Raw genomic sequence first — 7,572 nt, forward strand, 5'->3', positions numbered from 1 at the left:
AACACCTATGGTTAAGCGAGTTATCGCTTAACAAAAACACTTTATAAAAATTGTACAGAAAAGGGGTGCCTTTTCATGCTTTCTTTGATACGTTGAGAAGACGTCGTAACCCAAGCTACTACGATTTAGCTATTGTGCTTTTATTTTCTGGAGTACGGATTGGAGAAGCTGCGTTCACAGAGGAAGATTTTAATATGGAAACTGGTGTATTGACAATTGATAAATCACTTCAATATCATGATTTGCGAGTTGAAGATTATTACTTTGATAGTACCAAGACCATTAACTCTGAACGACAAGTTGTTCTACCTAAAGTAGCATGTGAAGCTATTTTGAGAGCGATAGAACGCAGTAAAAAATTTGATTGCTATGCTGAAGCTAATCCATGCCCAAGTTTTAAAACATCACCAAGTATTTTTAAAACAGAATATGGCTCACCGATTACTTCGCACTCATTTAGAGAAGTATTAGCGAGAGTTGAAAAAGAATTAGTAGAAACCTGTGAAGAAAGATATGGTTTCAAGTGGAAAAAACATATTACACCACATTCTTTTAGACATATGCATATTACTTACCTGCAGTCAGGTGATTCAGGTGTAACTATTAGAGAAGTCATGGAGCGAGTAGGGCATGCTAATTTTGAAACTACAATGGGTTATACCCATAAACTACCATCTGCTCAAGAACAAGCTCTGGAAACTCTAAATAAGTTTGCTCAAGAAAATGGGTTTGAATTTAGACCAGTAATAAAGTGGTCTTGTAAATATTCTCCATTTATTACAAGAAATAGTTGATGCGCATCTCTCTGAAGGAGAAATAGAGCTTGGAATAGATGAGTTCAGAGAAGTTATAGGTCTTTCACCGACCTATGCTCCAAAGCATATTGCATCAAATATTTTGCCGAAAGTCCGACAAGATCTATCAAATATATACCATTCATTTGATATTATCGGAATTAAAAATAAACATAATAAAATGCAATCATACCGTTTGGTCTGGGATTAGTGTCCAACACTTGGTGACTTTTTGGTGACTCGCATGATTATTAAAAAACTAAGGGCTGAAAACCCTTGATACGAAAGGATTTTACACACATGGCTACTATTCAATGGTTTCCAGGTCACATGTCAAAGGCCAGGAGACAGGTGCAGGAAAATATCAAATTTGTGGATTTTGTGACCATCTTGGTCGATGCTAGATTGCCCCTGTCCAGCCAAAATCCCATGCTGACTAAAATTGTCGGTGATAAGCCCAAGCTCCTGATTTTGAACAAGGCAGACTTGGCAGATAAGGAGCTGACCAAGCAATGGCGGGCTTACTATGAAGCGCAGGGCATCAAGACTCTTGCTCTCAACTCTAAAGAGCAGGTGACGGTCAAGCAGGTCGCCGAGGCTGCGAAAGCCCTCATGGCTGATAAGCTGGTTCGCCTGAGGGAGCGTGGTATTCAAAAAGAGACCCTGCGGACCATGATTATCGGCATTCCAAATGCTGGTAAGTCTACTTTGATGAACCGTCTGGCGGGCAAGAAAATCGCTGTTGTCGGCAATAAACCAGGGGTTACCAAAGGGCAGCAGTGGCTCAAGACCAATAAGGATTTGGAAATTCTGGACACACCGGGGATTCTCTGGCCCAAGTTTGAAGACCAGATGGTCGGATTAAAACTGGCTCTGACAGGTGCTATTAAGGACAATCTCCTGCCCATGGATGATATCACGATTTTTGGTTTGGATTATTTCAAGGCTCACTATCCTGACCGCCTCAAGGAGCGGTTTAAGGGGATGGATTGGGAGCAGGAGACGCCTGAGCTGATTGTGGCGTTGACTCGAAAGCTGGGCTTTAAGGACGACTACGACCGTTTTTACACCCTCTTTGTCAAGGAGGTGCGGGACGGCAAGCTGGGTACCTATACCCTAGATAAGGTGGACGAGATTGGCAACTATTCAAGCGATTAAAGCCCAGCTGGCAGCTGTTACCAGTTTATCTGCCCCCCTCTTTGAGGAGCTTTTGGCAGATGGAAGAGCAGGCGTGCAGACGGCGGTCAAAAAACGCCAAAAAGAGCTAGAGCAGCTAGCGGCAGAAGACGACCGTCTTGAAGCTCTGCTATGGTACGAAAAAAAGTTCTACGAGAAAGGCTTTCGGCTAATTGCAGGTGTTGACGAAGTCGGACGAGGCCCCTTAGCTGGTCCTGTTGTTGCGGCAGCGGTTATCCTGCCTGTCGGCTGTAAAATCACAGGCCTCAATGATAGCAAGAAAATCCCCAAGAAAAAGCATGAAGCGGTGTACGACGCTGTCATGGCAGAAGCAGTAGCAGTAGGCATCAGTGTCCAGTTACCAGAGGTCATCGACCGTGTTAACATCTATGAAGCGACCAAAATCGCCATGCAGGATGCCATCAGTCAGCTATCACCGCAGCCCGACCACCTGCTGATTGATGCCATGAAGCTGGAGACGGAGCTTCCACAGACCAGCCTCATCAAGGGAGATGCGAAGAGCATGTCCATCGCTGCCGCCTCGATCGTGGCCAAGGTCGCACGTGACCGCCTGATGGCTGACTATGACCAGCTCTACCCAGGCTATGATTTTGCCCAAAATGCAGGATACGGGACGGCCAAGCACTTGCAGGGCTTGAAGGCGCTAGGAATAACCCCTATTCACCGTAAATCATTTGAACCGATTAAGAGCATGGTGGGTGGTAAGGATTGATAATATTAGCTTGACTGGTCTTTCTGGGAGCTTGTTTTATCTTGACTAAAGTTTTCAGTTTTGGCATGTTTGAGCAGCGTCCGACTTGCTTATCACTGCATATTGAGAAGACATATTACTGATAACCAAAAGGATAACTGAAATATGACGATTTTTGAACAGATGTCGGCTGGTCACCACTACGATGCCATCGACCCAGACTTGCTGGCGCTGAGACAAGAAGCGCGGCAACACATGCAGGCCTTTAATCAGGAATTGGATGTGACCAAACGAACGGACTTGCTCAAGACTTGGCTAGGAAAAACAGGCGAGAACTGTCTGATTGAAACAGGATTTTCCTGCGATTACGGGAAAAATATTTTTCTGGGCGAGAATTTTTTTGCCAATTTTAACTGCACGTTTTTGGATGTTTGCCCCATTACCATCGGAGATGATGCCATGATTGGTCCCAATGTTCAATTCTTAACGCCCTTGCATCCGCTGGATGCTGATGAGCGGGTGACTGGTGTCGAATATGGCAAGCCCATTACTATTGGTGATAAGGTCTGGATTGGAGGCGGCGCAACAATTTTAGCAGGTGTCACCTTGGGCAATCGTGTGGTCATCGGTGCAGGCTCGGTGGTTACCAAATCCTTTGATGAAGACAATATCGTCTTAGCTGGTAATCCCGCACGAGTGATTAAGCGGTTGACCTAAGCAAAAAACGACTGAAAGAGTGAGTAACCTTGTCAGTCGTTTTTTAGTTATTTTGATAAGTGGCTAAATTGCTCGGCGATTTGACGTCCAGACTCTTCAGCTTGGCGTTGCTGCTCAGTGCGTTGCTGGATATAGCGTTCAGCCTCTCCTTTTTCCATAGCAGCGAGGAACTCTGCGGCAGTTTCTGCCAGATAATGGTCGATTTCCTCTGTGGAGTTGAAGGCGTAGGGGTCTGTCGCTGAATAATAGTAGGTCTTATAAATAGCTCCTTGTTCTCTCAGTAGGTCTGCCAGCTCAGGCTTGTCCTGAGCAGCAAATTGTACCAGGCCGCTGTAGGCCCATTTCTCAGTGGAGTAGAGCCCTGTCGGTGATGGTTGAGGTGAAGTTGTCATGATATCTCCTTTTCTGACTTAACTATACAAGATTTCTCCTATTTTTGTCAAGATTTTTCAAGCTGTTCCACGAATAATCCAGTAGAACACTTGAAAGGATAACTGATGAATAATTTTGACCTTTTTAAGCTGAAAAAAGCTGGCCTGACCAATCGTCAAGTCCTCAATATTTTGGACTACCAAGCCAAATACGGCAAGTCCCTGTCCTTACGGGATATGGCTGTGGTCTCTCAGCGCAAGCAACCGACTATTTTTATGGAAAACTATAAGCGGCTAGACAGCAAGACCTTGCGGGAGGAGTTCAACCGCTTTAAGAGCCTTTCTATCTTTGATACGGCTTATCCCCTTGAGCTCAAAACAATCTATAACCCACCTGTCCTCCTCTTCTATCAGGGAAATCTTGACCTCTTGACCAAACCTAAACTGGCGGTGGTCGGCTCTCGTAAGACCAGTGAGGTCGGCACCAACTCCATCAAAAAAATCATGGCAGAGCTGGGCAACCATTTTGTCATCGTCAGCGGCCTAGCTCGAGGAATTGATACGGCGGCTCATGTGGCGGCTTTGAAAAATGGCGGAGCAACCATAGCCGTCATCGGTTGTGGACTTGATGTCTACTATCCTAAAGAAAACCGTCAGCTCCAAGACTACATCGCTAAGAACCATTTGCTCTTATCAGAATATCTGCCTGGAGAGCAGCCGCTCAAGTTTCATTTCCCAGAGCGTAATCGCATTATTGCAGGGCTATCACAAGGCGTCCTCGTTGCCGAGGCAAAAATGCGTTCAGGTAGTCTGATTACCTGTGAGCGTGCCTTAGAAGAAGGACGAGATGTCTTTGCCATTCCAGGTAACATTTTAGATGGTCAGTCAGACGGCTGTCTTCATTTGATCAAAGAAGGCGCAAAGTGCACCACGACAGGACTTGACATCCTATCGGAGTATCAATTTTAACAAGTCGTTTTCCTATAGAAACATTTTTTTATTGACAGCTTGGAAAAAATGGTTTATCATGCTATAGATTTGAAATGAAAGAAAGAGAGCTATGGCAACCAAAACGGCAAGTAAAAAAACAAGTCCTAAAAAAAATCTGGTTATCGTGGAGTCACCTGCCAAGGCCAAAACTATCGAGAAGTACCTTGGTCGCAATTACAAGGTGGTCGCCTCTGTCGGGCATATTCGTGATTTGAAAAAATCTAGCATGTCCATTGACTTTGATAATAACTACCAGCCAGAATATATCAATATCCGAGGAAAGGGACCGCTGATTAATAGCCTGAAAAAAGAGGCCAAGAATGCCAAGCAAGTCTATCTCGCCAGTGACCCGGATAGGGAGGGAGAGGCCATTTCCTGGCATCTGGCGCATATCTTGGGCTTAGACATCACCGACAAGAATCGTGTTGTGTTCAATGAAATCACCAAGGATGCAGTCAAAAATGCCTTTGTCGAACCACGTCCAATCGATATGGATTTGGTGGACGCCCAGCAGGCTCGTCGTGTCCTTGACCGTATCGTGGGTTATTCCATTTCACCTATCCTCTGGAAAAAGGTCAAAAAAGGCTTGTCAGCAGGTCGGGTGCAATCGGTCGCCCTCAAGCTGATTATTGACCGTGAGAACGAGATAAAGGCCTTTAAACCAGAAGAATACTGGACTATTGATGGGCTCTTCAAAAAAGGCACCAAGAAGTTTCAAGCTAGTTTCTATGGGATTGATGGCAAGAAGCTCAAGTTGGTTAACAACGATGATGTTAAAGCTGTTCTTGCACGGTTGAGTTCGGCGGATTTCTTGGTAGAGCAGGTGGAAAAGAAAGAGCGCCGTCGCAATGCGCCACTGCCCTACACCACCTCATCTCTTCAACAGGATGCAGCCAATAAAATCAATTTCCGTACCCGCAAAACCATGATGGTTGCCCAACAACTCTATGAAGGACTAAGCCTAGGACCTTCTGGGCACCAAGGTTTGATTACCTATATGCGTACAGACTCGACCCGTATCAGCCCAGTAGCTCAGGCAGATGCCGATAACTTCATCAGTCAGCGATTCGGTAGCCGATACTCTAAGCACGGCAACAAGGTCAAAAATGCCAGCGGTGCTCAAGATGCCCACGAAGCTATTCGTCCGTCTAACGTCAACCATACGCCAGAGAGCATTGCCAAATACCTGGACAAGGATCAGCTTAAGCTCTACACCCTTATCTGGAACCGTTTTGTGGCTAGCCAGATGACTGCTGCTGTTTTTGATACTGTCAAGGTTAACCTGACCCAAAATGGTGTACTCTTTACTGCTAATGGTAGCCAGATCAAGTTTGACGGTTACCTGGCCGTTTATAACGACTCGGACAAGAATAAAATGTTGCCTGAGATGACTGAGGGTGATATGGTTAAAAAGGAGAACTTGACCCCTGAGCAGCACTTCACTCAACCGCCAGCTCGCTATTCAGAAGCGACTTTGATTAAGACCCTTGAGGAAAATGGGGTTGGTCGTCCGTCGACTTATGCACCGACTCTTGAGACCATTCAGAAGCGCTATTATGTCAAGTTAACTGCCAAGCGGTTTGAACCGACGGAGTTGGGCGAGATTGTCAACAACCTGATTGTTGAGTTCTTCCCAGATATTGTCAATGTAGCCTTCACCGCTGAGATGGAGAATAAGCTGGATGATGTCGAAGTTGGACAAGAAAACTGGCAAAAAATCATCGACAGTTTTTATCAGCCGTTCAAGCGTGAACTAGCGAAAGCTGAAGCAGAAATGGAAAAAATCCAAATCAAAGATGAGCCAGCAGGTTTTGCTTGTGAGGTCTGTGGTCACGATATGGTCATCAAGTTGGGACGCTTTGGCAAATTCTACGCTTGCAGTAATTTTCCAGACTGCCGCCACACCAAAGCCATCACAAAAGAAATCGGTGTGACCTGCCCAACCTGTCACCAAGGACAAATCATCGAGCGCAAGACCAAGAAAAATCGGATATTCTACGGCTGTGACCGCTATCCAGCTTGCGATTTCACTGCTTGGGATAAGCCAGTCGGGCGTAACTGTCCAAAATCTGGGGATTTCCTCGTTGAGAAAGCTGTTCGCGGTGGCGGACGTCAGGTCGTTTGTAGCGCCGATAAGTGTGACTATAAAGAAGAAAAAGTTAAGTAGAGTAAACAAAAGGGCAGGGTTTCAATCGGTCACTCAAAGCGGACAATTGAAACGCCGTCCTTTTTGTATCGGATTAGCTAGTGCTGTCGCCATGTTATGGTCAAGCATTGCCGTCTAGGATTCAGGTGATTTTCCTCATGTTTTTTACTGGTTACCTTTTTCTCCTTGTCAAGCTCTGTTATTTTCAGTAAAATGAAGATGACTAAATAGAAGTAAAGGAGAAGTGATGGCACTACCAAACTGCCCAGAATGTCAATCGGAGTATGTTTATGAGGATGGGGCGCTCTTGGTCTGTCCAGAGTGTGCTTATGAGTGGTCACCGACCGATTCAGCAGCTGAAGAAGTTGGCTTGATTGTGTTAGACAGTAACGGCACTCGTCTAGCGGACGGTGATACGGTAACGGTTATTAAGGACTTGAAGGTCAAAGGTGCACCGAAAGACCTCAAACAGGGGACTCGTGTGAAAAATATCCGTCTGGTTGAGGGAGACCACAACATTGATTGTAAAATTGATGGCTTTGGTGCCATGAAGCTCAAAAGTGAATTCGTGAAAAAGATTTAATTGCAAGTGTACTGACCCCCAAAAGTTGGACAAGAAATATTATTGAAAGGATTTAATTCTGTATTGCACAGGACTAAGTCCTT

7 protein-coding genes and 1 pseudogene are annotated in these 7,572 nt (G+C 45.3%); 7 read left to right on the forward strand and 1 reads right to left on the reverse strand.

Annotation, left to right across the window (positions count from 1 at the left end; genetic code table 11):
- Positions 1 to 77 precede the first annotated feature (77 nt).
- The 4 genes and pseudogenes from ACERC8_RS09425 to ACERC8_RS09440 all read left to right on the forward strand — a co-directional run.
- Positions 78 to 1,005 (forward strand): annotated as a pseudogene (locus tag ACERC8_RS09425) (tyrosine-type recombinase/integrase); the annotation flags it as partial.
- An 89-nt stretch (positions 1,006 to 1,094) separates the two neighbouring features.
- Complete coding sequence (gene ylqF / locus ACERC8_RS09430; protein WP_373659631.1) at positions 1,095 to 1,952, forward strand: ribosome biogenesis GTPase YlqF; 858 nt, start codon at positions 1,095 to 1,097, stop codon at positions 1,950 to 1,952.
- On the forward strand, positions 1,930 to 2,703 hold the full coding sequence (locus ACERC8_RS09435; RefSeq protein ID WP_373659632.1) for a ribonuclease HII: 774 nt from the start codon (positions 1,930 to 1,932) through the stop codon (positions 2,701 to 2,703). The genes ylqF and ACERC8_RS09435 overlap by 23 nt, the downstream gene beginning before the upstream one ends.
- Positions 2,704 to 2,847: 144 nt before the next feature.
- The gene (locus ACERC8_RS09440) at positions 2,848 to 3,399 is read left to right on the forward strand and encodes a sugar O-acetyltransferase (protein ID WP_373659633.1); all 552 of its coding nucleotides are present in this window, start codon (positions 2,848 to 2,850) and stop codon (positions 3,397 to 3,399) included.
- A gap of 47 nt (positions 3,400 to 3,446) precedes the next feature.
- Here the strand turns inward: ACERC8_RS09440 and ACERC8_RS09445 are convergent, their stop codons facing one another.
- Entirely contained in the window at positions 3,447 to 3,791 is a 345-nt protein-coding gene (locus ACERC8_RS09445) for a hypothetical protein (protein WP_373659634.1), read from the reverse strand.
- A gap of 105 nt (positions 3,792 to 3,896) precedes the next feature.
- Here ACERC8_RS09445 and dprA point away from each other — a divergent pair, with 105 nt between their 5' ends.
- From dprA to ACERC8_RS09460, 3 genes are all read left to right on the forward strand, one after another.
- Entirely contained in the window at positions 3,897 to 4,739 is an 843-nt protein-coding gene (gene dprA, locus ACERC8_RS09450; RefSeq protein WP_373659635.1) for a DNA-processing protein DprA, read from the forward strand.
- 91 nt (positions 4,740 to 4,830) lie between these two features.
- On the forward strand, positions 4,831 to 6,927 hold the full coding sequence (topA, locus tag ACERC8_RS09455) for a type I DNA topoisomerase (protein WP_373659636.1): 2,097 nt from the start codon (positions 4,831 to 4,833) through the stop codon (positions 6,925 to 6,927).
- Between the two features lie 226 nt (positions 6,928 to 7,153).
- Entirely contained in the window at positions 7,154 to 7,489 is a 336-nt protein-coding gene (locus ACERC8_RS09460) for a zinc ribbon domain-containing protein YjdM (protein ID WP_018368537.1), read from the forward strand.
- Positions 7,490 to 7,572: the final 83 nt, after the last annotated feature.

Source organism: Streptococcus sp. E29BA (genome assembly GCF_041807805.1).
Lineage (GTDB): Bacteria > Bacillota > Bacilli > Lactobacillales > Streptococcaceae > Streptococcus > Streptococcus entericus.

Coding starts and splice junctions, on each gene's coding strand:
- ACERC8_RS09460 (WP_018368537.1), top strand. CDS start 7,154: ATGGCACTACCAAACTGCCCAGAATGTCAATCGGAGTATGTTTATGAG.
- ylqF (WP_373659631.1), top strand. CDS start 1,095: ATGGCTACTATTCAATGGTTTCCAGGTCACATGTCAAAGGCCAGGAGA.
- ACERC8_RS09440 (WP_373659633.1), top strand. CDS start 2,848: ATGACGATTTTTGAACAGATGTCGGCTGGTCACCACTACGATGCCATC.
- topA (WP_373659636.1), top strand. CDS start 4,831: ATGGCAACCAAAACGGCAAGTAAAAAAACAAGTCCTAAAAAAAATCTG.
- dprA (WP_373659635.1), top strand. CDS start 3,897: ATGAATAATTTTGACCTTTTTAAGCTGAAAAAAGCTGGCCTGACCAAT.
- ACERC8_RS09445 (WP_373659634.1), bottom strand. CDS start 3,791: ATGACAACTTCACCTCAACCATCACCGACAGGGCTCTACTCCACTGAG.